The 24,428-nt window shown below is 62.5% G+C and carries 24 protein-coding genes and 1 pseudogene; 12 read left to right on the top strand and 13 right to left on the bottom strand.

Features of this window, described 5'->3' with window-relative positions; translation table 11 throughout:
* Positions 1-150: 150 nt before the first annotated feature.
* Positions 151-1,872: a Do family serine endopeptidase gene (locus tag ATY29_RS34155; RefSeq protein ID WP_003564831.1), complete on the top strand. Its 1,722-nt coding sequence runs from the start codon at positions 151-153 to the stop codon at positions 1,870-1,872.
* 303 nt (positions 1,873-2,175) lie between these two features.
* Here ATY29_RS34155 and serB read toward each other — a convergent pair whose 3' ends face one another.
* Positions 2,176-3,066 (bottom strand): phosphoserine phosphatase SerB, encoded by an 891-nt coding sequence (serB, locus tag ATY29_RS34160; RefSeq protein ID WP_003564829.1) that lies wholly within the window; start codon positions 3,064-3,066, stop codon positions 2,176-2,178.
* On the opposite strand from serB, the gene miaA reads away from it, so the two are divergent.
* Both miaA and ATY29_RS34170 read left to right on the top strand, forming a co-directional pair.
* Complete coding sequence (miaA, locus tag ATY29_RS34165; protein ID WP_025416605.1) at positions 3,065-3,961, top strand: tRNA (adenosine(37)-N6)-dimethylallyltransferase MiaA; 897 nt, start codon at positions 3,065-3,067, stop codon at positions 3,959-3,961. The two genes, serB and miaA, sit on opposite strands and share 2 nt — an antisense overlap.
* Positions 3,962-4,044: 83 nt before the next feature.
* Complete coding sequence (locus ATY29_RS34170; RefSeq protein WP_003564825.1) at positions 4,045-4,959, top strand: dihydrodipicolinate synthase family protein; 915 nt, start codon at positions 4,045-4,047, stop codon at positions 4,957-4,959.
* Here ATY29_RS34170 and ATY29_RS34175 read toward each other — a convergent pair.
* Positions 4,944-6,968 (bottom strand): ATP-binding protein, encoded by a 2,025-nt coding sequence (locus ATY29_RS34175; protein WP_003564823.1) that lies wholly within the window; start codon positions 6,966-6,968, stop codon positions 4,944-4,946. The genes ATY29_RS34170 and ATY29_RS34175 overlap by 16 nt on opposite strands.
* Positions 6,969-7,292: 324 nt before the next feature.
* Between ATY29_RS34175 and ATY29_RS34180 the strand changes: the two genes are divergently transcribed.
* Both ATY29_RS34180 and ilvN read left to right on the top strand, forming a co-directional pair.
* Complete coding sequence (locus ATY29_RS34180) at positions 7,293-9,083, top strand: acetolactate synthase 3 large subunit (RefSeq protein ID WP_097534141.1); 1,791 nt, start codon at positions 7,293-7,295, stop codon at positions 9,081-9,083.
* A gap of 20 nt (positions 9,084-9,103) precedes the next feature.
* On the top strand, positions 9,104-9,676 hold the full coding sequence (gene ilvN, locus ATY29_RS34185) for an acetolactate synthase small subunit (RefSeq protein ID WP_003564820.1): 573 nt from the start codon (positions 9,104-9,106) through the stop codon (positions 9,674-9,676).
* A 142-nt stretch (positions 9,677-9,818) separates the two neighbouring features.
* Here the strand turns inward: ilvN and ATY29_RS34190 are convergent, their stop codons facing one another.
* Complete coding sequence (locus ATY29_RS34190; protein WP_097534223.1) at positions 9,819-10,667, bottom strand: aldo/keto reductase; 849 nt, start codon at positions 10,665-10,667, stop codon at positions 9,819-9,821.
* Positions 10,668-10,821: 154 nt separating this feature from the next.
* Between ATY29_RS34190 and ATY29_RS34195 the strand changes: the two genes are divergently transcribed.
* Entirely contained in the window at positions 10,822-11,415 is a 594-nt protein-coding gene (locus tag ATY29_RS34195) for a LysE family translocator (protein ID WP_003564813.1), read from the top strand.
* On the opposite strand, the pseudogene ATY29_RS34200 reads toward ATY29_RS34195, so the two are convergent.
* A pseudogene (locus ATY29_RS34200) lies at positions 11,407-11,882 on the bottom strand (DUF2269 family protein). The gene ATY29_RS34195 and the pseudogene ATY29_RS34200 sit on opposite strands and share 9 nt — an antisense overlap.
* Positions 11,882-13,156, bottom strand: coding sequence for an SDR family oxidoreductase (locus ATY29_RS34205; RefSeq protein WP_097534142.1), 1,275 nt, complete (start codon positions 13,154-13,156; stop codon positions 11,882-11,884). The pseudogene ATY29_RS34200 and the gene ATY29_RS34205 overlap by 1 nt, the downstream one beginning before the upstream one ends.
* A gap of 381 nt (positions 13,157-13,537) precedes the next feature.
* Between ATY29_RS34205 and nthA the strand changes: the two genes are divergently transcribed.
* From nthA to ATY29_RS34220, 3 genes are read left to right on the top strand one after another with little or no spacing between them, the layout of a single operon-like run.
* On the top strand, positions 13,538-14,137 hold the full coding sequence (gene nthA / locus ATY29_RS34210) for a nitrile hydratase subunit alpha (RefSeq protein WP_244597494.1): 600 nt from the start codon (positions 13,538-13,540) through the stop codon (positions 14,135-14,137).
* Positions 14,134-14,793 (top strand): nitrile hydratase subunit beta, encoded by a 660-nt coding sequence (gene nthB, locus ATY29_RS34215; RefSeq protein WP_097534143.1) that lies wholly within the window; start codon positions 14,134-14,136, stop codon positions 14,791-14,793. The genes nthA and nthB overlap by 4 nt, the downstream gene beginning before the upstream one ends.
* Complete coding sequence (locus ATY29_RS34220) at positions 14,780-15,151, top strand: nitrile hydratase accessory protein (protein ID WP_003564803.1); 372 nt, start codon at positions 14,780-14,782, stop codon at positions 15,149-15,151. The genes nthB and ATY29_RS34220 overlap by 14 nt, the downstream gene beginning before the upstream one ends.
* Positions 15,152-15,154: 3 nt before the next feature.
* Here ATY29_RS34220 and ATY29_RS34225 read toward each other — a convergent pair whose 3' ends face one another.
* From ATY29_RS34225 to ATY29_RS34235, 3 genes are read right to left on the bottom strand one after another with little or no spacing between them, the layout of a single operon-like run.
* Positions 15,155-15,937, bottom strand: coding sequence for an anti-sigma factor family protein (locus ATY29_RS34225; RefSeq protein WP_003564802.1), 783 nt, complete (start codon positions 15,935-15,937; stop codon positions 15,155-15,157).
* Entirely contained in the window at positions 15,934-16,449 is a 516-nt protein-coding gene (locus ATY29_RS34230; RefSeq protein WP_003564800.1) for an RNA polymerase sigma factor, read from the bottom strand. Before ATY29_RS34230 ends, ATY29_RS34225 begins: the two co-directional genes overlap by 4 nt.
* Positions 16,450-16,480: 31 nt before the next feature.
* Positions 16,481-16,861 (bottom strand): COG4315 family predicted lipoprotein, encoded by a 381-nt coding sequence (locus ATY29_RS34235; protein ID WP_025416599.1) that lies wholly within the window; start codon positions 16,859-16,861, stop codon positions 16,481-16,483.
* Between the two features lie 222 nt (positions 16,862-17,083).
* Here ATY29_RS34235 and ATY29_RS34240 point away from each other — a divergent pair, with 222 nt between their 5' ends.
* Entirely contained in the window at positions 17,084-17,572 is a 489-nt protein-coding gene (locus ATY29_RS34240; RefSeq protein WP_025416598.1) for an RrF2 family transcriptional regulator, read from the top strand.
* A 452-nt stretch (positions 17,573-18,024) separates the two neighbouring features.
* Here the strand turns inward: ATY29_RS34240 and ATY29_RS34245 are convergent, their stop codons facing one another.
* The 4 genes from ATY29_RS34245 to ATY29_RS34260 all read right to left on the bottom strand — a co-directional run bounded on the left by ATY29_RS34245 (position 18,025) and on the right by ATY29_RS34260 (position 21,378).
* On the bottom strand, positions 18,025-19,506 hold the full coding sequence (locus ATY29_RS34245) for a cyclic nucleotide-binding domain-containing protein (RefSeq protein ID WP_097534225.1): 1,482 nt from the start codon (positions 19,504-19,506) through the stop codon (positions 18,025-18,027).
* Between the two features lie 85 nt (positions 19,507-19,591).
* Entirely contained in the window at positions 19,592-20,008 is a 417-nt protein-coding gene (locus tag ATY29_RS34250; protein ID WP_025416595.1) for a cupin domain-containing protein, read from the bottom strand.
* A 66-nt stretch (positions 20,009-20,074) separates the two neighbouring features.
* Positions 20,075-20,830, bottom strand: coding sequence for an SDR family oxidoreductase (locus ATY29_RS34255; RefSeq protein ID WP_097534144.1), 756 nt, complete (start codon positions 20,828-20,830; stop codon positions 20,075-20,077).
* A 68-nt stretch (positions 20,831-20,898) separates the two neighbouring features.
* Positions 20,899-21,378: a carboxymuconolactone decarboxylase family protein gene (locus tag ATY29_RS34260; protein WP_025416593.1), complete on the bottom strand. Its 480-nt coding sequence runs from the start codon at positions 21,376-21,378 to the stop codon at positions 20,899-20,901.
* A 131-nt stretch (positions 21,379-21,509) separates the two neighbouring features.
* Between ATY29_RS34260 and ATY29_RS34265 the strand changes: the two genes are divergently transcribed.
* Both ATY29_RS34265 and ATY29_RS34270 read left to right on the top strand, forming a co-directional pair.
* Positions 21,510-22,436: a LysR family transcriptional regulator gene (locus ATY29_RS34265; protein ID WP_025416592.1), complete on the top strand. Its 927-nt coding sequence runs from the start codon at positions 21,510-21,512 to the stop codon at positions 22,434-22,436.
* 83 nt (positions 22,437-22,519) lie between these two features.
* A complete protein-coding gene (locus ATY29_RS34270) occupies positions 22,520-23,647 on the top strand; it encodes an ATP-dependent DNA helicase (protein ID WP_003564784.1) in 1,128 nt (375 codons plus the stop codon).
* Between the two features lie 62 nt (positions 23,648-23,709).
* On the opposite strand, the gene ATY29_RS34275 is transcribed toward ATY29_RS34270, so the two are convergent.
* Positions 23,710-24,402 (bottom strand): MerR family transcriptional regulator, encoded by a 693-nt coding sequence (locus ATY29_RS34275; RefSeq protein ID WP_003564782.1) that lies wholly within the window; start codon positions 24,400-24,402, stop codon positions 23,710-23,712.
* Between the last annotated feature and the right edge of the window lie 26 nt (positions 24,403-24,428).

Here is a 24,428-nt window from a genome sequence, read left to right on the forward strand (position 1 = left end):
CCCTTTTTTCGTGGAATGATTGAGACAATCGGGCTTTTGCGAGGCGACGTCACATTGCACGGGGATTTCGCGAAAAGGTGATTTCGCCCTCCATCATTCCGCCTTATGCTGGTGCTCAATGTGCGCATTTACCCCCTATGAGGATGCTTAATGGCCCCCACGAATCGCTCGCCCTTCAGACGAACGCTCGCGCTTATGGCCAGCGCTGCAATTCTTGCGCATGCCGGCATGAATGGGGTGGCCTATGGGCAAATCGCGCCTGAGACGACAGCGCCCGGCGTTGCTACACCCGCTCCGGCTACTCCTGTGCCCACGCCGCCTGCAACAGCTGCACCACAGCCGGCCCCCTCAATTCAGGCCGGTGCGCCGAACAACGGTCCGGCTTCGGTCGCCGATCTCGCCGAAGGGCTGCTCGACGCCGTGGTCAACATCTCGACCTCGCAGAACGTGAAGGACGACGAGGGCGTCGGCCCGGCGCCGCGCGCGCCCGACGGCTCGCCTTTCCAGGAATTCTTCAACGACTTCTTCGACAAGAAGCAGGGCAACAAGGGCGGCAACCATAATGTCAGCTCGCTCGGCTCTGGCTTCGTCATTGATCCCACAGGCTATATCGTCACCAACAACCACGTGATCGAGGGCGCCGACGATATTGAAGTCAACTTCGCCAATGGTTCGAAGCTCAAGGCGAAGTTGATCGGCACGGATACCAAGACCGATCTTTCGGTGTTGAAGGTCGAGCCAAAGTCGCCGCTGAAATCGGTGAAATTCGGCGATTCCAGCACAATGCGCATCGGCGACTGGGTGATGGCGATCGGCAATCCCTTCGGCTTCGGCGGTTCGGTGACGGTCGGCATCATTTCCGGGCGCGGCCGCAATATCAATGCCGGCCCCTATGACAACTTCATCCAGACGGATGCGGCGATCAACAAAGGCAATTCCGGCGGGCCGCTCTTCAACATGAAGGGTGAGGTGATCGGCATCAATACGGCGATCATTTCGCCGAGCGGCGGTTCGATCGGCATCGGCTTTTCCGTACCCTCCGAACTTGCCTCCGGCGTCGTCGATCAATTGCGCGAATATGGTGAGACGCGGCGCGGTTGGCTCGGCGTGCGCATCCAGCCGGTCACCGACGATATTGCCGACAGCCTCGGCCTCGACACCGCCAAGGGTGCGCTGGTCGCCGGCGTCATCAAGGGCGGCCCGGTCGATGATGGCTCGATCAAAGCGGGCGACGTCATTTTGAAGTTCGACGGCAAGACCGTCAGCGAAATGCGCGACCTGCCGCGCGTCGTGGCGGAAAGCACGGTCGGCAAGGAAGTCGACGTGGTGGTGCTGCGCGACGGCAAGGAGCAGACCGTCAAGGTGAAGCTCGGCCGGCTCGAGGACAGCGATCAGGCGGCAGCATCCGGCGACGCGGCGCCAGACGGTTCGCAGGATGACGGTGTGATTACCCCGGATCCCGGCGAAAATAATGACATGGACGAGCCGGATTCCGGCGATCAGGCCCAGCCCGCACCGGGGGCGCCCGCGCCGGACCAACACCAGGGCCAGGTGTCACCGGATGCGGCCACGCCGAAGAACGTGCTCGGCCTGTCGCTGTCGCTTTTGAGCGCCGAAACGCGCAAGGCTTTCGGCATTGCGGAAAGCGTCGACGGTGTCGTCGTGACGGAGGTGACGCCCGGCTCCGCTTCGGCCGAAAAGGGTCTGAAGCCCGGCGACGTGATCGTCGAGGTGGCTCAGGAGTTCATGAAGTCGCCGGACGCGGTCGCCGCCAAGGTGAAGTCGCTGAAGCAGGAAGGCCGCCGCAACGCCCAACTGATGATCGCATCGGCGAATGGCGATCTGCGGTTTGTGGCGGTGCCGATGGAATAGGAGGTAGGGCGGCAACTAGCCGCCGCCTTCCTGTTCTCGCTCAACCTCTCCTCCGTCATTCCTGCGCTTGTCACAGGAAGCCAGCCACAGCGAGTCCGCGCGGTGAACGAGTTTCGAGAGCTACCGGATCTTCTCCGCCCAAGGACTTGGGCGCGCTGGATCTCTGTGACGAGCACAGGGATGAGGAGATTGGGGCGAGCGTTTGCGCCATATTTCATGCCGACGCATTCGACAGTGTGCCGGTGGACCGCAATCGACCGGGTTTCTGATTTAGTAACCGCGCAGAGATGATGAGCGGAGCTTTCAAAGTGTCACAAAATCCGTCTTCCGATAGCCCTGGATATAGAGCAGCGCGGTGAGATCTCCGTGGTTGATGCGCATCTGCGCCTCGGCGGCAACGGCGGGCTTGGCGTGCAGGGCGACGCCGGCGCCGGCAAGGTGCAGCATGCCGAGGTCGTTGGCGCCGTCGCCGACGGCGATCGCGTCTTCAGGCGAAATGCCGAGGTGAGCCGAAATCTCGTTCAGCGCATCGACCTTGGCCTGCTTGCCAAGGATCGGTTCGGCGACGAAGCCGGAGAGGATGCCGCCATCTTCGAGCAGGGTGTTGGCGCGGTTCTCATCGAAACCGAGGGTGGCGGCGATGCGGCTGGTGAAGACGGTGAAGCCGCCGGAGACCAGGGCGGTATAATGACCTTTCGATTTCATGGTGGCGATCAGTTCCGGGCCGCCCGGTGTCAGCGTGATGCGCTTGGCGATCACTTCATCGACGACGGATATCGGCAAGCCCTTCAAGAGGGCGACACGTTCGCGCAAAGCGGGCTCGAAAGCGATCTCGCCGTTCATGGCGCGGGCGGTAATGGTCGCGACCTTCTCCTTCAGGCCGACTTCGGCGGCCAGTTCGTCGATGCATTCCTGGCCAATCATGGTCGAATCCATGTCGGCGATCAGCAGCTTCTTGCGGCGGGTCTCCTGCTCCTGGATGACGAGGTCGATCGGCGCGCTCGCTATGACGGCAAGAATATTGGCCTCGGCCGCTTGCGCATCCGTGCCGTCACGCAAGGCGATATCGCAGGCGATACCGTCGGCCAGCCAGTAGAGGCCGGAAGCGTCGACCGCCTCGGCCGCCTGTTCGGCGATCTTGGGTGTCAGCACGGGATTTGACGGATTGGCAACAAGCGTGGCAACGAGGGCCATGATGGAAAACCTTCTGAGCACAGTGAACGCGATCCTGATAACCGGGCCGACCGCCAGCGGCAAGTCCGCGCTCGCCGTCGAATTGGCCAAGCGCCACGATGGCGTGGTCGTCAACGCCGACAGCATGCAGGTCTACGGTACGCTGCGGGTGCTGACCGCGCGCCCGTCGAAAGACGAGATGCAGGGTGTGCCGCATCATCTCTACGGCCATGTGCCGGCGGGTGCGGCCTATTCCACCGGCGCTTGGCTGCGCGATGTCTCGGCGCTCTTGCCGACGCTGAGGGCGGCCGGACAGTTGCCGGTCTTCGTCGGCGGCACCGGGCTTTATTTCAAGGCGCTGACTGGCGGTCTCTCCGATATGCCCGAGATACCGGAGGCGCTGCGGGAGGAGCTGCGGACCCGGCTGCTGGAGGAGCGGCCGGAGGGTCTCCATGCGGAACTCGCCGAGGCTGATCCCGCCATGGCGGCCAGTCTCAACCGCCAGGACGGGCAGCGCATCGTCCGGGCGCTTGAAGTGGTGAAGGCGACGGGACGGTCGATCGCCGATTTCCAGGGCCGGTCGGGACCGGTGGTGATCGACGGTGCTGAGGCCCGCAAGATCGTCGTGCTGCCGGACCGGGCAGTGCTGCATCAGCGCATCAATGGGCGATTCGAACAGATGCTGCAGCAGGGCGCGGAAGACGAGGTGAGGGCGCTGCTTGCGCTCGACCTGCCGGCCACGGCGCCGGTTATGAAGGCGATCGGGGTATCGCAGATTGCGGCGATGCTGAATGGCGGGATAACGCGCGACGAGGTGCTGGAGAAGGGTGCTGCGGCGACGCGGCAATATGCCAAGCGGCAAATGACATGGTTCCGCAACCAAATGGACGACAGCTGGGAACGGCTGGCGGTTTAGAATGAGGAGCGCCGCGCCCCCGCTTTCCGGCGCCGGATCGCGCCTGCTGTTTTCACATTGACTGCCTTTCAGAGGACCACATCATGACTTCAGCTTCGCCGTTTCATGGTCTTTCAGCCTTTCCGCCAACGCCGGCCGATATGGATGGCCGCGTGGACACCGATTCCCTCTGCCGTCTGCTGGAACCGCTGTGTGACGCCGGCGTCGCCTCCATAGGCCTTCTCGGCAGCACCGGGATCTACGCCTTTCTCACGCAAGCGGAGCGACTGCGCGCCGTTCAAGCTGCGGTCGAATGCGTTAGAGGTCGTGTTCCCATCGTCGTCGGCGTCGGAGCTCTCAGGACGGACCATGCCGTCGATCTCGCCAGGGATGCCGCGACCGCTGGTGCAGACGCGCTTCTGCTTGCGCCCGTGTCCTATACGCCGCTGACCCAGGAAGAAGCCTACCAGCACTTCCTTGCGGTCACCAAGGCGGTGACGCTGCCGCTTTGTATCTACAACAATCCCGGTACGACGCATTTCACCTTCAGCCGGGACCTTCTGCAGCGTCTCTCCGATATCGAGACGATCAAGGCGGTGAAGATGCCCTTGCCGGCCGACGGCGATGTGCGGGGGGAACTCGCGGTATTACGTGAGAAGTCCGGTCTCGCGATCGGCTATAGCGGCGACTGGGGCGCGGCCGAAGCGCTGCTTTCGGGCGCCGACGCCTGGTACAGCGTCATCGCCGGTCTGCTGCCGCGTACTGCCCTTGCCTTGACCAAGGCGGCGATTGCAGGCGACGACAATGAGACGCGCAGGCTCGATGGGCTGCTGGAGCCGCTTTGGAAGTTGTTCAAGGAATTCGGAAGCGTCCGTGTAGTCTATACGCTGGTCGAGTACCTTTTGCTGGCCGCAGCAGAGCTGCCGCGGCCTCTCTTGCCGCTTGGGCCGACGGAGCGGCAACGCGTACTCGACGTCGCCGAGCCGCTCGCAGCTCTGGAGCGTCAATCCTTGGTGTAAAGGCCGCTCAGCGGTTTTTTCAGAATGCTTTCGCGCAGCGACGTGCCGGGCTCCCTGCGGGTGACCGCGGGCTGGTCGGCTGGAGGTGCGGGCCGGGGAAAGACCGGCTCTTCGCGGCGCATCTCGCGGCGGAGCGCGTCCAGCCGGGGATCGATCGCTGGCGGTGCGGCGGGGTCGAGCCGCGGCGTCTGCGGCAGCAGTTCCCGCCGGTAGGATTCGAGCGGCGCGGCCGACGGGGCAGGCGGAGTGTAGGGCTTGGCGTCGATATCCTCATCGGCCGCCTCAACCTCGTCGGGGACTGCGGCGGACGCAGCGTAACTCTGCTGGAAATTCGAAATGTCGGGCCCGACGCTCACCGCGCGCATGCGGGTGACGATCTTGCGCAGATCGACCGTATCCGGATCTTCCTCGCTGTGCTTGCTGTTGGCGCTGGCAGCCTTCGGCAGGAGGCTTTCGTCGACGCGGGAAAAGCGCATGCGCATTGGCACACTGATTGCCTCGCCGAAGGCAATCGCCTCGCCGTTGCCGATCGAGGAGATGAAGCTCGTCGTCGAGATCGACGAATTCGGGATCGCCGAGCGGATGATTTCCTGGTCGCGGTCGTTGGCGAGGCGCATGGCAAAGAGCGTCGAGCACTGCGAAAGGATCGTCTGATCGAGTTCGCCCGGCCGCTGGGTGATGATCCCGAGCGAGACGCCGTATTTGCGGCCCTCCTTGGCGATGCGGGCGATCGCCTGGCGCGTCGGCACGAAGCCGAGCGTTGGATCGGAGGGGATGTAGCGGTGAGCTTCCTCGCAGACGACGAGCATGTGGATGGCGCCTTCGCTCCACAGCGCCACCTCGAAGGCCATGCGGCAGAGCACGGAGGCGACGGAGTTGACCACCTCGGAGGGAATGCCGGCCAGTTGGAAGGTGCAGATCGGCCGATTCTCGCCGGGAATGCGGAAGATCTGCGCGATCGTCTCGGTGATCGTGTCGCTGATCGTGTTGTTGGAGAACATGAAGTGATAGCGCGGATCGTTGATCGCTGCGATGAGGCGCATCTTCAGCGAGCGCAGGAAGGGTTTTTCCGAGCGCCCCTCCAGGCGGCCGATGCGCTCGTCAATCAGCGCCAGCAGATCGGCCATGCGGTAGGGAACCGGCGTATCCGCGGTGATCGAGCTCTTTTCCGTCGTGCGACGCACCAGCGAATTGTCGCTGCCGCGGAAGGCGCGTTTGGCCTCCGGCAAGATATCGCGCAGCATGTCGAGCTCTTCCGGCACCGGAGGGCGGCCGCGAAAGACGACTTCGGCGAATTCTTCCAGCCGCATCAGCCAGAAGGGCAGGTCGAGTGTATCGGTGTCGATCGTGACGGCGTGCTTTGGAAATGCGGCGGCAAATTCGTTATGCGGATCGAGGATCAGCACCCGCAGCTTTGGGTTGGCCGCGATCGCCTTGTGCAGCAGCAGCGACACGGCCGTCGATTTGCCGACGCCGGTGGAGCCGACGACGGCGAAATGCTTGGAGAGCATCGAGGGGATGTGGATCGCCGCGTCGATGCTTTCGTCCTGGGTCAGCTTGCCGATGATGGCGGTCGTACCCTCGCCGGCATCGTAGATGCGCATCAGGTCGGCGGAGCGGATGCGGTGGGCGATGGCGCCGAGATAGGGATAGCGCGAAATGCCGGTGGAGAATTCCTCACGCCCGTCCTCATCGACACGGACTTCGCCGAGCAGTTCGGTCTCGATCTTGAAATTGTTGTCCTGGCCTTCGCCCCAGGCATGGCCGCCGGTGTTCATCTGATAGACGAGGGCAACGACACGGTTGCGGCCGACGCTGATCGAAATCAGCCGGCCGACGGACCAAAGTTCGGTGAGATCGGTGCCGCCTTGTTCGGCGACGGCGGCAATCGTTGCCCGCGAGCCGCTGCACGCAACGACGCGGCCGAGAAAGCGATTTCCCGGCGCATGGCCATCGCGGCGATCGTGATCGCCTGCCGTGGCTGACATGCGCAAGTCGTTGTTGAGCAAAGGGCTACTCCTTGCAATGGGGCCTAAGGATAAAGCCCATCCTTTAACAAATCCTTCATCCTATCGATTTGTCGGGACGCCAGCGGGGGGTAGTTTTTTATCGCGTCATGCGTTGACGCTGCGAAATTTTCTGTCTATCACTTCCGACCATGAAAATCGCAACGGCTCTTATCGTGGTGGGAAAGCGCATGGGCAGGATGGTGTAACCATCCGGCGGTAGCCACCCATGCGCTAGATGACAGGCTCCTTCGGGGCCTTTTTTTATGCCCGAAATTCGGGCTTCCGGCCACAAACGCAAATCCCAGCATCAAACGGAACAGACAGATGAGCACGGACAACCAGGCGGCAGGCAATCGGATGACGGGAGCGGAGATCGTTCTCAAGGCGCTGAAGGACAATGGCGTCGAACATATCTTCGGCTATCCCGGCGGCGCGGTCCTGCCGATCTATGACGAGATCTTCCAGCAAGACGAGGTCAAGCACATCCTCGTCCGCCACGAGCAGGGGGCAGGCCACGCGGCCGAAGGTTATGCCCGCTCCACCGGCAAGGTCGGCGTCATGCTGGTCACCTCGGGTCCGGGCGCTACCAATGCGGTCACCCCGTTGCAGGATGCGCTGATGGATTCGGTCCCGCTCGTCTGCCTGACCGGTCAGGTCCCGACCCCGCTGATCGGCTCCGACGCCTTCCAGGAATGCGATACGGTCGGCATCACCCGGCCCTGCACCAAGCACAACTGGCTGGTCAAGGACGTCAACCAGCTCGCCGCCGTCATTCACGAGGCCTTCCGCATCGCCCAGTCCGGCCGTCCGGGCCCGGTGGTCGTCGATATTCCGAAAGACGTACAGTTTGCCACCGGCACCTACACACCGCCCGCGGATTACACGATTCAGAAGAGCTATCAGCCGAAGATCCAGGGCGACCTCAACCAGATCCATGCGGCGATCGAACTGATGGCGAATGCGCGCCGTCCGATCATCTACTCCGGCGGCGGCGTCATCAATTCCGGCCCCGAGGCCTCCAAGCTGCTGCGCGAGCTGGTCGAGCTCACCGATTTCCCGATCACCTCGACGCTGATGGGCCTCGGCGCTTATCCTGCTTCGGGCAAGAACTGGCTGAAAATGCTCGGCATGCACGGCTCTTACGAAGCCAACATGGCGATGCACGACTGCGATGTCATGGTTTGCATCGGCGCGCGCTTCGACGACCGCATCACCGGCCGCCTCAACGCCTTTTCGCCGAACTCGAAGAAGATCCATATCGACATCGATCCTTCCTCGATCAACAAGAACGTCCGCGTCGATATCGGCATCCGCGGGGATGTCGGCCACGTTCTCGAAGATATGGTTCGCTTGTGGCGGGCGCTGCCGAAGAAACCGGAGAAGGGTCGTATCGAGGAATGGTGGACCGATATCGCCCGCTGGCGGGCGCGTAACTCCTTCGCCTATACGAAAAGCAGCGATGTCATCATGCCGCAATATGCGCTGGAGCGGCTCTATGCCCACACTAAGGACCGCGATACCTACATCACCACCGAAGTCGGCCAGCACCAGATGTGGGCGGCGCAGTTCTTCGGGTTCGAGCAGCCGAACCGTTGGATGACCTCGGGCGGCCTCGGCACGATGGGCTACGGCCTGCCCGCTGCACTCGGCGTGCAGATCGCCCATCCCGAAAGCCTGGTCATCGATATTGCCGGCGACGCGTCGATCCAGATGTGCATCCAGGAAATGTCGGCAGCGATCCAGCACGACGCGCCGATCAAGATCTTCATCATGAACAACCAATATATGGGCATGGTGCGCCAGTGGCAGCAACTGCTGCACGGCAACCGTCTGTCGAACTCCTATACCGAGGCGATGCCCGATTTCGTCAAGCTGGCGGAAGCCTATGGTGCCGTCGGCCTGCGCTGTGAAAAGCCGGAGCATCTCGACGACACGATTCTGGAGATGATCGAAGTCAGAAAGCCGGTCATTTTCGATTGCCGTGTTGCCAATCTCGCCAATTGCTTCCCGATGATTCCCTCGGGCAAGGCCCATAACGAAATGCTGCTGCCGGACGAAGCCACCGACGAAGCGGTCGCCAATGCGATCGACGCCAAGGGCCGCGCGCTCGTCTGATAAAGGAAAGAACCATCGCCATGAACGCACACCTACAGCCCACGGGCTCCGCCTATTTCATCTCGCCCGAAACGGCGGCGATCGAAAGTCACACGCTTTCCATTCTCGTCGACAACGAGCCGGGCGTTCTTGCCCGGGTCATCGGTCTGTTCTCCGGCCGCGGCTACAATATCGAGAGCCTGACGGTCTCCGAAACCGAACACCAAGCGCATCTTTCCCGTATCACCATCGTCACGCGCGGCACGCCGCACGTGCTGGAGCAGATCAAGGCGCAGCTCGAGCGCATCGTGCCGGTGCATCGCGTCGTCGACCTGACGGTGCGCGCCCGCGAACTCGGTCAGGAACGGCCGATCGAGCGCGAAGTGGCGCTGGTCAAGGTGATCGGCGAAGGCGAGATGCGCGCCGAGACGCTGCGTCTTGCCGATGCATTCCATGCCAAGGTGGTCGACGCGACGATCGATCACTTCATTCTGGAGATCACCGGCAAGTCGTCGAAGATCGACCAGTTCGTGGCAATCATGAAGCCGCTCGGCCTGATCGAGGTCTGCCGCACGGGTATTGCCGCGATGAACCGTGGCGCGCAGGGGATGTGAGTCCCCAATATTGACTCGACGTTGTCCTCGGCCTTGTGCCGACGATCTGCTGCGTATGGAACGGCGCAGATCCTCGACACAAGCTCGAGCATGACGGAAGAGGAGTTGGCGGGCTTTGGGAAACAGTTCGAGCCGCTGGCGATCAAAGCATCTCCAGCGGCTTTTTCCTTGCCGGCGGCGGGAAGGCGGCGTCCAGCGCTTCCCAATCCTCGTTGGTGATCTCAAGCGAGACGCAGTCGCGGTTTTCGCGAACGCGTTCGGCATTCGAGGTCTTCGGGATGACGATGACGCCGTCGCGTTCGAGCAGGAAGGCCAGCGCCAACTGCGCTGGCGTTGCCTGATAGGCCTTAGCGATGCGGATCAGCTCCGCATTATGCAGTATGTTTCCTTGCTCGATTGGCGAATAGGCCATGACGGGAATGCCGCGGCTCTGGCACCAGGGCAGCAGATCGAATTCGATGCCGCGGCGGGCGAGATTGTAGAGCACCTGGTTGGCGGCGACATTGGCGCCGTCGGGCACGCCGAGCAGTTCCTCCATGTCGTCGGTGTCGAAATTGGAGACGCCCCAGGCGCCGATTTTGCCGGATGCCTTGAGCCTTTCAAAGGCCGCGACGGTCTCGGCGAGCGGATAGTTGCCGCGCCAGTGCAGGAGATAGAGATCGATGCGGTCGGTGCCCAGTCGTTCGAGGCTGTGCTCGCAGGCTTCGATCGTGCCTTTCAGGCTGGCATTCCATGGATAGACCTTGCTGACGATAAACACCTCGTCGCGCCGCCCGCTGATCGCCTGGCCGACGATCTCCTCGGCGTCGCCGTCGCCGTACATTTCGGCGGTGTCGATCAGCGTCATGCCGAGATCGATGCCGGTCCTCAGGCTTTCGACCTCGGCGCCTGCATGACCGGCATCCTCGCCCATGGCCCAAGTTCCCTGGCCGAGCGCCGGCACTTGCGCGCCGTTCGGGAAGGTGATTGTCGGGATCGGGTCGTCTTGCATGATCTTTTCCATTTTGCAGGAGATTGCGGCCAATTCCTATCTTTCAAGTAATCCTGTCACCATGACAATGATGGAATGGCATCGGCACTTTAGGACAGCTAGATTGACCTAAATAAAACCGGCTCCGAAGAATGGCCGGTCCCCGGGAGGTTTCATGCCGCTGGATACGTTTTTCGCCCTCGTCCTCTTTGCCTTCACGACGTCGATCACGCCGGGGCCGAACAATATGATGCTCTTTGCATCGGGCGTGAATTTCGGCTTCCGCAGGACCGTCCCGCATATGTTCGGCATCGGTGTCGGCTTCTTCTCGCTGCTCATCGGCGTCGGCTTGGGGCTCGGCGCGCTGCTGCACGCGGTGCCTGTCGCCTATACGGTGCTGAAATTTGCCGGCGGCGCCTATCTCGTCTGGATTGCCTGGAAGATTGCCTCATCGCGGTCGCTGAGTGAAGGCAAGAGCGGCGTAAAACCGATGTCTTTTTTCGCGGCAGCCGCCTTCCAGTGGGTCAATCCGAAAGCCTGGGTGATGGCGGTCACGGCGATGGCGACCTATACCAATCCTCAGCTCTATCTCGTCAGCGTGCTGATCGTCGGCCTGGCCTTCGCGGCGGTCAATATTCCCAGCGTTTCGACATGGGCGGGCTTCGGCTCGGCGCTCAGGGAATGGCTTTCCGACCCGGTGCGGCTGAAATGGTTCAATATCAGCATGGCGGTACTCTTGGTGGCGAGCCTCTGGCCGATGCTAAAATAGAGCGATCGCCGGTTTCGTCAGCATCAGCCAGAGAATGCCGAGGACGGCTGCGAAGGCCGGAAAGCCGCAGGCAAACCAGATGCGGTAGAGGCTGAAATAGGCAGGCGGCAAGGGGCTTGCGGAAGCCGAGGCGGCGCGGGCGAGATCGCGAAGCTGGATCTGGATCCAGACGACCGGCAGCCAGAACAGGCCAGTGACGACGTAAAGGGTCAGCGAAAGCGCAATCCAGCCTTCCGAAAGCTCCCAACCGATCGAGCGCGCCAGCAGATAGCCGGTCACCGGCTGGAGTACGGCGGCTGTGGCGGTGAAGACGGTGTCGGCGACGACGACGGTCGCGGCGACATGGGCGATCAGGACGGGATTCGCGTCCGGTGTGCCATCACCATGAAGAAAGCGATGCCGGCGCCGGTGCCGAAGAGCGCGGTCGCGCCGATGACATGGGCAAGCAGCAGCCATTGTTCCAGCATCAGCGTTCATCCAGCGTGGCAAGCGCCGTCAGCGTCAGCAGGATCGACGGCAGCACCTTGACGAGGACGCCGAGCGGATCGAGCCAAAGCGCCGGTTCGAGCAGGCTGGCGCCGATGAGGTAAGCGAAAGAGACGGCCAGCATGCCGAGGAGGGCGCGTTTGGCGAGCGGACGGACAAGCACGGCGGCGCCAAGTGCGATGTCGATGAGGCAGGTCGCAAGCGTCAGAGCCGTGGCCGTCGCGTCCGGCATGAACGGCAGGAAGTGGGCCGATGTCTTCTCCAGCGCCAGCAGCGGGATCAGGCCGGAGAGCAGCCAGAAGACGGAGAGGCCTGCTATAGTCAGCGGCTTCAGGAGATAGAGCCGAGCGAACCAGAGGTCCTGCACGCCGGAGGGATTGGCCGAGAGCGCTGCGGCCGCGGATGTCGTGGTGAGGCCGCTTTCTGCCTTGGCGCTTCGTATGCCCTCCGACATGACCGTCATCGCCGTCGAGCGCAGCGGCGAACGCCAGCCGAGCAGCCCGGCCATATCGGCAAGCCACGTCACGGGCCTCGCAAGCCACGGGGCAAGGGAAAAGACGCGGGCAGCCGGCAGGCCCAGCCATTGCCGGTGCAGGCGGACGAGCTCGGCGAGCGTTAGGATTTCATCGGCGGCGAGATCGATATTCCCACGGAGGTCACCTGTGACCGCCCGCGATACGGCTTCCGCCACATCGTCCACAGCAAGCGTTTCGACCGGACTGTCGGCATGGATGAGCGGAAGCACCAGGGGACTGGCGGCGAGCGCCCTGAGCAGCGACGAGCCGCCATGGGCATTGCGGCCGAGAACCAGGGCAGGGCGCAGGATGAGATAAGGCAGACCGCTTGCCGCCAGCGCCTCATCGGCCCGCCGCTTGGTGGCGAGAAAAGGCAGATTGCCCGCCGCGCCCGTCGTCCTTGCGGAGATTTGGACGATCAGAGGCCGCGACGTCCGTTTGGCCGCGGAATAGAGCGCCAGCATTGCATCGGCCTGCGTCGCCGCCACGTCATCGGAAAGACCGTCCTGCAGCGCACCGGCGCAATTGACGACGACGTGCTGGCCCTCAAGGAGATCGCCCCAGTCCTCGGGTTTGGCCATACGGGACAGATCGGCCCGCCGCCAATCGATCGCCGGCTGTTTCAGGCGGGCACGCGCGGGATTGCGGCCGAGCCCGGTGACGGCATGCCCATCGGCCGCAAGCCGGGCAGCGACGACGGAGCCTATGAAGCCGGTTGCGCCGAGAATCAGGATGTTCATGGCAGGAGATTAGCGGAAAAGCTTGAGGCGGATAGGAGGGCTTGGCGGAGTTGTGGTGTATGGTAGAAAGAGGGGCGACGGTTTAAAAAAGGGCGAGACGTTTCCGCGATTCCCCTTCTCCCCAGCTGGGAGAAGATGCCGGCAGGCAGATGAGGGGGTGAGCGACAATAGGAGCGAATGCGCTGAGCGTAAGCGAAGGGCAACAATGAATGGCGTGCCGTGCGGCCCCCTCATCCGACCCTTCGGGCCACCTTCTCCCCGCTGGGGAGAAGAGGGAGCAAGACGCGGACTTCGCTCACTTTTCAGTCGCCGTTTCGGGAGGACATTGCCTTGCACGACCATGACGAACATCATCACGATCACGACAACCACTACTCCGACATGCAGGCCCGCGTAAAAGCGCTGGAAACGCTGCTGACGGAGAAGAGGTTGATCGATCCGGCGGCGATCGATGCGATCGTCGAGACCTATGAGACGAAGGTGGGGCCGCGCAATGGTGCGCATGTCGTCGCCAAAGCCTGGAGCGATGCCGATTTCGCCGACTGGCTGAAGCGCGATGCGACGGCGGCGATTGCGAGCCTCGGTTATGCCGGCCGGCAGGGCGAGCATATGCGCGCCGTTTTCAATACGCCCGAGACCCATAACCTCATCGTCTGCACGCTCTGCTCCTGTTATCCCTGGTCGGTGCTCGGCCTTCCGCCGGTGTGGTACAAGGCGCCGGCCTATCGCTCGCGCGCCGTCATCGATCCGCGCGGCGTGCTGGCCGAATTCGGGCTGACGCTGCCTGAGGGCAAGAAGATCCGGGTCTGGGATTCGACGGCGGAGTTGCGTTATCTCGTGATCCCCGAGCGGCCGGCAGGCACGGAAGGCATGGATGAGCAATCGCTTGCCGGTCTAGTCAGCCGCGATGCGATGATCGGCACGGCGGTTGCAGGCAGCTCGAAGATTTCAGCAGCCGGCAGCCCGGAGGTTCTGCCATGAACGGACCGCATGATCTCGGCGGTCAGATGGGCTTTGGGCTTGTCGCGCCCGAAAAGGACGAGCCCTATTTCCATGCCGAATGGGAAAAGCGGGCGCTCGGCATCACGCTTTCCTGCGGCGCTTTCGGCGCCTGGACGATCGATGAAAGCCGGCATGCGCGCGAGAATATTCCGCCGGCTGCCTATCTCGCGGCGAGCTATTATGAGATCTGGATGCGCGGCGTCGAGACGCTGCTGGAACGGCACGGCTTTGCGACGCGCGAGGAGCTCTCGTCCGGGCGAAAATTGAGGGAGGGGACGGCGCCGAAGCGGGTGCTGAAGGCGGATATGGTGTCGGCGGCTCTGGCGAAAGGCGGTCCTTGCGATCGTCCTGTCGAGGTCGCGCCGCTCTTTGCGGTGGGTGAGGCGGTGCGGACGAAAAATTTCAATCCGGCGACCCATACGCGGCTGCCGCGCTATGCGCGCGCCAGGACAGGTGTCGTCGAGGCTGTGCAGGGCTCTTTCGTTTTCCCCGATGATAATGCCCATGGCAAAGGCGAGAACCCGCAATGGCTCTATACCGTCGTCTTCGACGGCGTGGAGATTTGGGGCGAGGGGGCCGACCCATTGCTGACGGTCTCGATCGATGCGTGGGAGAGCTATCTTGAGCGTGTGTGAAACGCGGTCTCAGCTGGCGCAATCGCCAGGTTTGCCGAGGTCGCCGGAGGGTGATCCGGTTTTTCCCGAGCCTTGGGCTGCCGACGCTTTCGCCATGACGGTGCATCTGCATGAGAAGGGGCTGTTCGCCTGGGGCGAATGGGCCGAGGCCCTGTCTAAGGAGTTGCATGAGCCCGGCCGCGCGGAGGATGGCAGCGACTATTTCGACTGCTGGGTGGCGGCCCTTTGCGAACTGCTGGTCAGCCGCGGCATAGCGGATGCATCCGTCATTCTCGACCTGCAGCAGAGCTGGCAGCGGGCCGCGGAAGCGACGCCGCATGGGCAGCGGATCGAACTCATCAACGATCCGTTGCGCTGATCTTCACGACGGAAACTGCCTGTAGCACTCCTCGGCTATACCGCGCAGGGTCTCACGCGTGATCTCGCCGGTGACGGCATAACCGAGTTCGCCGTCGATCCAGTAGAAGGTTTCGAGATTGCCCGAGGAGGCGAAGCGGAAGCTCGTCGTGCGGTTTTCCTTGTTGCGGCCGACCATGACGGTCAGGCGTTCGCCCCCTTGGTTCTCGTACATGAACATGGCGCCGGGCCTGCCATCGACCGGCAGCAGGCGGCCGCCGACCAGCTTGAAGCCGAGCGGCTGCAGGTTCGGGATCTTCAGGTTCTGGATCGCCAGGCGCTTGCCGAGCCAGGTGGCGAGATGGGCCTCCTCGTCGGCGAAGACCTCGACCGGGTGGCGAACCTCGGCGGCGTAGACCATGAAGGCGGTCTCCGCCTGTTTCGGCAAGGTTTCGGAGCTGGCAAGCTGCAGGTCCGGCCTTGTTAGAAGTGCCGGGCCATAGTGGCCGCTGACGGTCCCGAGCGCGAAGACGACGAGAGCCGCGGCGGCGATCGCCCAGCGTTTCGGCGGAGAGGAGACGGCGCGTGTGTGGGCGACGAGCAGGGGGTCGGTGTCCTTTGCCTTCTCGTAGACTGAGAACAGTGATCGGATGCCGCTATTCTGCGCCTGCCATTCGGCGACCATCGCCGCCTCGCCGGGATTATCCGCAAGGAATGCTTCGATCCGGGCACGCGCGGTTTCCGGCAGCTGGCCGTCGGCATAGGCGTGGAGATCGGCTTCGGTGACGATCGGGTTGGCTTCGTTCATTTCGGTCTCCGAAGCGTAATGACGTTGTCGGCCTTCAGCCGCTCGGCAACGCGCCGGCGGGCGCGCGACAGCCGGGACATGACGGTGCCGATGGGAATGTCGAGGGAAGCGGCAACCTCGCTGTAAGTGTATCCTTCGATGACCACGAGCATCAGCACGGCGCGGTGTTCCTCCGAAAGGCTGTTCAATGCATTATCGAGCCGTGCGCGCTCCAGCGGATCGGCCGGGGGTTCGGGAGCGGCCATATCCCCGGCGGCATCAAGCTCGACCAGGCCGTCGCGCGCCTTGCCGCGCCGGCCGTTGCGGTAGAGATTGGTCATGATGGTCAGGACCCAGCCGCGCAGGTTGAGGCCGCGCCATTGGCCACGGCGCGCCAGCACTTTCTCGACGCAGTCCTGGAGCAGATCCTCGCCATCGGCGTCCGAACGCGTCAGGCTGCGCGAATAGCGCCTGAGCGAGGGCAGGAGGGCCAGGATCTCGCCCTCGAATGTTTCGGGTGCGGGTATCTTCACTCCGGCTTCCTTGGCTTCAAGGCCCAGACTATCAAGGTTTGGCGAGATCCCAATTGCCGCCGACACCGTCGCCGGTGATGTCGCCGGCCTTCTTGTCCTTGACCCAGTAATAGAGCGGCATGCCGTCCTTGGCCCATTGCTTCGTGCCGTCCTTGCGTTCGATGATCGAATATGCACCATCGGCCTTGGCACCGGAAGCGGCCATCAGCGGCGGCCAGTTCTTGGCGCAATCGTCGTTGCAGTTGGAAACGCCCTTGGCGTCCTTCTTGAAGGTGTAGAGGGTCATGTCGTTTTCGCCGGCAAGCACCTTGCCCTTGGCCGATTCGACTTCCTTGACGGGAGGGGCGGCGAAGGCGGCGGTCGCGGCAAGGGCGGCTGCCGCCACGACGGACAGGAATTTCACGGATGTCATGATGTCTCTCCTTGAGGTTGGGCACGCAATTCTGCGATACCTGAGATGAGACACCGGACGAGGCGGTTTTATTCCCCATCCAGCGAAAATAGTCGTGGCAGGGGAAGCGCGCCCCCAGTTCAACGCTACAGTCTGCCCCGTCAGATCATTTACATCATGCTGTTTTGCGGATATTCTATATCCTTAATTCGGTTCGCAGAACCAGCCATGACGAGTTGCTGAATGATCCTGAAAAGCCAGGTCGAGTGGGCGCTGCACTGCTGCGCCATTCTCGCGGGCCTGCCCGAGGGCAGGTATCTCTCCACCAAGGCGCTCGCCGAGCTTCATGGTCTGCCGAAGGAATATCTCTCCAAGGCGCTGCAAAGCCTTTCGCAAGCCTCCCTCGTCGATACCACGCTCGGCCCGAGCGGCGGCTACAGACTTGCGAGATCCGCCTCCGAGATAAACTTCCTCGACATCGTCGAAGCGGTCGAGGGAAAGGCGCGCAGCTTCACCTGCACGAACATCCGGGAGAACAACCCGTGCCGGCCGGCCGGCTATTGCGATAGCAAGCCTTGTGCGGTCGCGCGCATCATGTGGGAAGCCGACGAGGCCTGGCGCGATACGCTGAGGCGCGTCCGGCTCTCCGATCTAGTCGGCATCCTATCCGAGGAGGTGCGACCCGACCTCTGGCAGAGCACCTTCGAATGGGTGCTGAAGCGCGCCGGCTGAGGGCGCCGTCTAAATTTGGGTCCGGTTGACAAATAGGGATGACCGCTTTTTTGAATGACGAAGATGTGTGATTTTCTAGAAACTTTCCTCATGCAAGTCTCGCTCTGGCGGAGGTCCGTATTGCTGATAGCGATATAAGAAAATGGGCTGGCTTTATGGCCAATTGGGAGTTTTACAATTCCACGGCTCTTCGGATTGCGCAAAAATATCAAGATCGAGAGCTGTCTTATGAAGTCTGTGATCGACTCATGAACGACCTATGGTCTGGCGTGCTGACGGGCTTGGGAGAATCCAATGCGACAGAGCTACCGGAACCATTTTACGGGATATATGAGGCGTTTGATGCAGGTGAGTATCATCGAAAAACAGACATCAGTGACGATCCTATTGCGAATTTCACCGATCCTATGATCTTCGAGTTATTGCGTCGTCATCGACTGTAAAGCCAATAGCTACGCCCTGGAGATGGTCCTGATGGTCTTCAGGATGGCGTGGGCGTTGCGGGCCTGTTCAGTAGGCAGGGCGGCGCCATCGCGGAAGCGTTCGGCGCGGCCGGCGAGGGCTTCGGCGATCTCTTCGGCCAATGCGGGGCGTTCGGCGAGCAGCGGCGCGAAGGCCTCCTGGTCGATTTCATAGACGGTCACTGGGGTCAGGGCCTCCAGGGCGCAGACTTCCTGCATGCCGGCAAGCAGGCCGGTCTCGCCGAAGAAATCGCCCGGCGCAAACCGTCCGCGCTCTTCGCCTTCGCGCCGCGCCACGATGATGCCGGCGCGCACCATCATCAGCGAGGGCAGCATTTCGCCCTCCCGCGCGATCACATCGCCCTTGCGGAATTGTCGCACGGCGGTGGTTTCGGCGAGTTTCTGCTTTTCATCGGATGTCAGCGTTGCAAACACCGGAATAGCTTCGATCAGCGCGAGCGGCGTCACGCTCGGCGGCTTGGCGTTTTCTTCCGTCGGCAGATCGGCGGTCAGGACACTGGCTGCGGGCGGAACGGCCAGAAGCAGGCCGGCGGATTTGCAATGGCGATAGACGAGATCGAGCACCTCGTTTCGCGCCGGCACGCGCTGGCTGGGGCTCGTTACCCGGAATTGCAGCTCGACTTCGAGCGCGGTGGCATCCAGCCCCTTCAAGGCGACGACCGGCGGCGGATCGCGCACGATCGTATTGCAGCTCGTGAGAGCAGAGAGCATGATCTTGCGGACCGATGCCGGCATCCGCGTCGGGGCGATACGGATTGTGAGGATCAGGAGATGGGTCTCGTCCGGCCGGCTGACATTGGTCAGGCCGAGCTTCGCGAGAAAACTGTTCGGCAGGACGACGATATTGTTTGCGCTGGTCAGGATGTGCGTCGCGCGCCAGTTGCTTTCGACGACGCGCCCTTCCGTGCCGTCGCTCAACAGGATCCAGTCGCCGATGACATAGGGCCGGCCGAGCGTCAGCGCGATGCCGGAAAAGACGTCGGCGAGCGTGTTCTGCAGCGCCAGACCCAGAATAATGGCGACCACGCCTGAGGTCGCGACGAGGGTTCCGATCGGCACGCCGAAGACGAAGGCGAGGATCGAGAGCGCCATGCCGATATAGACGACGCCGATGACCAGATCCTGCAGCAGGCGCGCCTCGCGCGGACTGCCCTCCAGCACCAGATAAAGCCTGATGAAACCGATGACGGCCCATGCTAGGTGGACCCACCAAAGCGATTTGGCGACAATGACGAGCAGGGCCTGCGGGTCTTCGGACTGATAGCCCTGAAAGCGGTGGGGTTCCATGCCGCTACCGACGAGGATCAGCGTCATCACGGCAAAGAAGAGGATCTGCACCACCAGACGCGTCGTCGGCCGCTGGCTGGAGAGGAAGTACCAGACGAGGATGCCGGCAAAGCCTACCACGATGAGGGATATTAGCGGCTTGCCGAAGAGCGCGTCGTAGATCATCTCTGTCTGTCTCCGGAAGGGGGCGGGCGGCACATGATTCAGCATGTCGGCCAGCCGCGCAAGCATCGACTTGCGCGGGGGACCATCAGTTCTGCAGCGGGAATGTCAGTTCTTTCTGGTCGGTGTCGACGACGAAGACGGCGAGCAGGCGGGCGGGTTTCGTCTCGCTGCCGTTGGCGCTGACGCCATGGCGGTCGCCCGGCATTTCCGAGAAGCTCTCTCCGGCCTGAAAGACCTTGACCGGGCCGTCATTGACCTGGCTGCGGATCGATCCCTCGAGCACAGTGGCGTAGATGAAGGCCGAGTCCGGGTGGGTATGGCCTTCGGAGAAGCCGCCCGGGCCGTATTCGACCAGCACGCCCTTGATGCTTTTGCCCGGTACGTTCGGCAGTTCGTGCTCATAGACGAGCGTCACCTTCGCGGATTTGCCGCTGTCGTGGGCGGCAGCGCCGGTGGCTGTGAGAAAGGCGAGGGCGGCGACGATGACTGATGCTCTGATCATGGGAATCTCCTTTGTTGCTGGGATGGAGAGGACGCGCCCGAGCGGCCGCGTCCTGAGGCAAGGCAATCACTTCGACTGGGCTGATCTGGCGAACCACTCTTCGAAGGTGATCGTACCGAGCCGCGGATTGTCGTCGGAGACGAGCGACCGATCGTTCAGCCTTGCGCCGAAATATCGCGCCTCGGCGTCGGCCTCGACGGTCCTCGGGTCTTTCGTCGCCTTCAGGTAGCGGGCAACGAGTTCGCTCAGGCGGGCCCGTTCCGGACCTGCTATCTCGACCGCCGTATTGGCTGGGGCGGAGAGCGCCACGTCGGCCATGGCGTCGGCAACGTCGTCGGAAGCGATCGGCTGCACATAGGCCGGCGACAGGCGGACCGTCTCGCCGACCGTGCCGGATTGGGCGATGCCGTTCAGGAATTCCATGAACTGCGTCGAATGCACGATGGTATAGGGAATGCCCGAGGCTTCAATCAGCTTTTCCTGGGCGAGCCTGCCGCGGAAATAACCGCTTTCCTGCAGGCGGTCGGTGCCGACGACCGAAAGCGCGATATGGTGCTTGACGCCCGCGACCTTCTCGGCGGCGAGAAGATTGCGCCCCGAGGTTTCGAAGAATTCGAGCACGGCCTTGTCTTCGAAGGACGGCGAATTGGCGAGGTCGAGCACGACTTGGGCGCCCGCAAGCGCTTCTGCCAGCCCTTCGCCGGTGATCGTGTTGACGCCTGAGTTCGGCGAGGCGGCAATCACCTCATGCCCGCGCTTGCGCAGGCGTTCGACAGTCTTCGAACCGATGAGGCCGGTTCCGCCGATGACGACGATTTTCATAACGGATCTCCGTTCGCTGCCGGGATGCGGCAGCGTCAAAGGTGAATCTTCTCAATGAATTGTAAGGTTTAGTTCAGGCCCGCTTTATCGAGGCCGTAGGCTTTGTCGGCAGAACCGGGAACGGTCTTGAAGCCGACATTGACGCGGTTCCAGGCATTGATGGCCATGACGACGAAGGTCAGGTCGGAGATTTCCTTTTCTGAAAGCTGGCCGCGAACCCGTTCATAGACCTCGTCGGGAATGCCGCCCTCGGGAAGTTTCGTCAGCGCTTCGGTCCAGGCAAGCGCTGCGCGCTCGCGGGGAACGAACAGGTTCGATTCCCGCCAGATGGCGACGTGATGGAGACGCAGCTCGCTCTCACCATGGATTTTTGCCTGCTTCACATGCATGTCGAGGCAAAAGCCGCATCCGTTGATCTGCGAGGCGCGGATCTCGATGAGGGCCTGCAGCTTTTCGTCGATCACGCTGCTACGCAGCGCCATGCTGAATTCCATGAACTTCTTGAAAAGCTCGGGGGACTGCTGGGCGTAGTTCAATCGCTGGGTCATGTCTTTCTCCTCTAATTAAGGATATTCAATATCCTTATGGATAAAAGATATCCTTAATTGCTGGACTGTAAAGCCATTCTCGCTTAGTTTGGCGACATAAAGCCTATGTGCAAAAGTATGAGGGGGCAGGGATGGATATCGTTTCGGCATTGCGGACCTTTCAGCGCGTCGTGGAGACGGGCTCGTTTTCGGCGGCGGCGCACGATCTCGACGTGACCCAGCCGGCGGTGTCGCGGCAGGTGGCAGCCCTCGAGGGCCATTTCAACACCCGCTTCCTGCACCGCACGACGAGCGGCCTGTCACTGACGGCGGAGGGGGAGCGCATGCTGCCGATGGCCCTAAGGATACTCGAAGCAGTAGAGGAACTCGGCGATGCGGCCGGATCGGAGGGCGCCATGGCTTCCGGAAAGGTCAGGCTCAGCGTTCCGGCACCACTCGGCCTCTATCTCAGCGATCTGCTGGGCGATCTTCTATCCGCCCATCCGAAGCTCTCGGTGGAACTGCTCTTAAGGGAGCAGAGCTCCGATATGATCGAGGAGCGCTTGGACCTCGAAGTGCGCCTCGGCTCCGTCGCCGACAGCAGCCTCGTCTGCCGGCGGCTCGGCTGGACGACGGCCTTCCTCGTAGCGTCTCCCGCCTATCTCGCCCGCAGGGCGGCGCCGCTCGCTCCGAAGGACATCAAGGACCATGAATGCCTGTGCTACAGCAGGGCAGGCGGGGCCAACATATGGTCGTTCTCGAACGGCTCGGAAGACATTTCGGTTCGGATCTCGCCGCGGCTGACCGCCTGCAACGCCGTCGCCATTCACAGGGCGGCGCTTGCCGGCGCCGGACTGGCGGTGCTCTCCCATATCATCGCTATGCCCGATATCGCCGCCGGCCGGCTGATCCCGGTGATGGAGGATTTTCGGCCGAGCCGCCTGCCGATCACCGTCGTCTATCCCTCGAGACGGAACATGCCGCTGCGCGTCAAGACGGTTCTGGATTTTCTGACCGATGCCATCGGGCGGGACCCGTCGATGGCCACGAGCGGCGCGGACCGAGGCTGGAACGGCTGAGCGCCGGGATCTGCCATCATCGGCTCTGCCGCATCAGTTTCCGCCTTGCCTAACGGCTGCGAATCCTGCCAAGTCGTCCGATCATGCAATTTGCGCCGCAACAAGACGAAGCCCTCAAGGCTGTTTCGAAATGGCTGAATGAAGGGCGTTCGCCACTCTTTCGCCTGTTCGGCTATGCCGGAACGGGCAAGACGACGCTTGCCCGGCATTTCGCCGAGAATGTCGATGGCGACGTATTGTTTGCCGCCTTCACCGGCAAGGCGGCGCAAGTGCTGCGTTCGCGCGGCGCCTCCAACGCCAAGACCATTCATTCGCTGATCTATCGCCCGCGCGGCGAGGAAGCGGTGGAGGACGAGGAAACCGGCAAGACCTCGATCGCGCCGATGTTTTCGATTAACCGGCAGAGCCCGGTCGCGAAAGCCGCGCTGATCATCGTCGACGAATGCTCGATGGTGGACGAGGCGCTCGGCAAGGATTTGATGAGCTTCGGCACCCCGATCCTGGTGCTCGGTGATCCCGGCCAGCTGCCGCCGGTCAGCGGCGGCGGTTACTTCACCAATCAGGACCCGGATTACCTGCTCACCGATATCCACCGCCAGGCGCGCGACAATCCGATCATCAAGCTTGCCATGCAGGTGCGCGAAGGCAACGAGGTGATGTACGGCGATTACGGCACGGCCAAGGTGATCTCGAAGCACGAGGTTACCCAGGATCTCGTGATGAAAGCCGACCAGGTGCTTGTCGGCACCAACAGGACGCGGCGGCGCTACAATCAGCGCCTGCGCGAGTTGAAAGGCTTCAATGCCGAGTATCCGCAGACCGGCGACAAGCTCGTCTGCCTCCGCAACGATCCCGCCAAGGGCCTGCTCAACGGCTCACTCTGGCAGGTGATGACCTCGTCCAAGGAAACGACCAAACCCGGCATCAATCTGCTGGTCCGTCCCGAAGACGACGACATGGACCGCGGGGCAGCGAAGATCAAGCTCCTGAAGCAGGCCTTTGAAGATGTCGAGGGCGAGATCCCCTGGAACACCCGCAAGCGCTACGACGAGTTCGACTACGGTTATGCGCTGACCGTTCACAAGGCGCAGGGTTCGCAGTGGAACGACGTCGTGTTGTTCGACGAGAGCTGGGCCTTTCGCGATACACGGGAACGCTGGCTCTATACCGCGATCACCCGCGCGGCGGAGACGCTGACGATCGTTCGCTGAGCGGATTGGAGGGGAAGCGACGGTGGCGGCCGTCGGGGACGTCCAGGCTTGTATGCGGCGCGTCAGGCCTGCACGATGCCGAGCAGCACTGCCTTGGCGATCGCCTGGAAGCGGTTGTTGGCGCGGAATTTCAAGATGATTCCGGCTTCGAGATCCCGGGTCTCGTCATGCTTGAGGTCGAGCGCCCGGGCGATCCGCTGGGTGGAATAGCCTTCCGCCATCAGTTCCAGGCAGCCCCGCTCCTGTGGGGTCAGGCCGGCGCTGTCCTGGTTGTCGTTCAGCGGCGGCTCTTCGATGCTGCCGTCGAAATCCAGGAGGTCGCCGACCTGCTGGAGCTGGCGGTGCAGCGTCGACATCTCGGCCGTCAGCTCGCGCTTGCGCACCTGCAAGGCCTCGCGGAACATCACCTCGGCCCTTTCCTGCGAATCGGCCTTGCGAAGCTCGTCCATCAGTTCCTGGATAACGGCAATCGGCATGCCCGTCTCCCGGCAGACGGTGATGACCGCCATGCGCATCACGTCGTCCTGACCGTAGACCCGCATCAGGCCGATGCGATTGGCCGAAATCAATCCCTTTTCTTCGTAAAAATGCAGTGTCCGGTGCGTAACGCCGAATGCGTTGGCCATATCGGCGATTGGCACCGGACCGTCCGGTAGATCCGGCGGCAGCGCGGCCGAAGGCAGAAACCGGTATTTCGACCGGGCCTCCGACGCAATACCGGCGGTAGCAAACAGGCGTTTGGAACCGTCTGGCATGAACCCTCCTAGGGCATCGTGTTGCA

The organism is Rhizobium hidalgonense (assembly GCF_002914525.1).
Taxonomy (GTDB): domain Bacteria; phylum Pseudomonadota; class Alphaproteobacteria; order Rhizobiales; family Rhizobiaceae; genus Rhizobium; species Rhizobium hidalgonense.